The sequence below is a fragment of the Vibrio sp. Vb0349 genome, from assembly GCF_033338975.1.
The window spans coordinates 1-1,328 of sequence record NZ_JAWOTS010000233.1; the positions used below are offsets into that span (position 1 = coordinate 1).

Below are 1,328 nucleotides of genomic sequence, written 5' to 3' on the forward strand. Positions count from 1 at the left end.
GATCCGTTGAATCGCATCACGAATGCGTTGTAGCGCATCATTCGCCAAATCGGCTTTTTCTACCGCTTCTACAGCACTGCCTTTGCTTTGATGCATCGCGCTTGCCACTGAAGACGCGCCAGATTGTAGCTGTTCAATCATGCTGCGAATTTCTGTTGTCGATTCCTGTGTACGTTGTGCCAGTGTGCGAACTTCATCGGCCACTACAGCAAAACCACGACCAGATTCACCTGCGCGTGCAGCCTCGATTGCAGCATTCAATGCAAGTAGGTTGGTTTGGTCTGCAATATCGTTGATAACTTTAAGAATCGTTTCGATGTTTGCTGTTGCTGACTCTAACACTTGAACTTCTTCAACAGCCAAATCGATGCTGTCTGAGAGCATATTAATGGTTTGTGTTGATTCGCTCACCACTGATGAACCTTCAATGGTTGCTTGATCGGCTTCTTTCGCAGCGCTTGCGGCGCCTTGTGCGTTGTTCGCAACTTCTGTCGCGGTGACAGACATTTCGTGCATTGCGGTTGCCAGTTGCTCCAATTCTTGAAGCTGAGTTTGAATGGCACCAGCGGAGTCGCGTGCGCCTTCTGCCGTGATTTGAGTGCCAATAAGAATCTGATCAGAGATCGATTTCGATTCAATGATCTGCTGCTGAAGATTTTCCATAAAGGTGTTGAAGTTTTTCGCTAGCTCAGAAAACTCCTGATCGGTGTCAGTTTCTAGGCGTTGCGTTAAATCACCTTTGCCAGATGCGACGTCTTTAATTGCCGTGTTTAGTGTATCTAGCGGGCGCATTAGGGCTCTGATCAGAAGTGTTAATGCGATAACTGAAGCAAGTACAGCGATGATTGAGTAAATGATCGCGCTATTACGTAGCTCTCCAACCACTGAGTAAGCTGCCGTTTCATCAATGATTGCGCCCACGTACCAGTTCTCACTTGGGATATGAGTAAGGCTAACCATGTAAGGATTGTTATCAACTTCGATGTGTTGAGTCGCCTTATTTAAGTCAACTTGCGGTAGGTAGCTATTGAGCTTTTCACCGTTGTACTTACTTTGCGGGTGCGCAATCGTCGTACCATCGTCAGTGACTAAGAACAAGTAACCAGCATCAAACAGGTTCACTTGGTTAACTAGGTCGGAAAGGGTAGTTAGCTCTAGGTCGTAAAACATGCCCGCTAAGAACTGGCCGTTTTGTTTTACTGGCGTACCAACAGAGATGATCACATTCTTAGATGAAGCATCAACATAAGGGTCGGTAACCACCAAATCGCCTTTGTTTTTGGCCGCGATAAACCAAGGGCGTTGGCGAGGATCATAATCAGGCCCTG

1 protein-coding gene is annotated in these 1,328 nt (G+C 46.8%); it reads right to left on the minus strand.

Features of this window, described 5'->3' with window-relative positions:
- The coding region (locus R7Q47_RS24820) for a methyl-accepting chemotaxis protein (RefSeq protein WP_318089941.1) at nucleotides 1–1,328 on the minus strand (1,328 nt) is incomplete at both ends.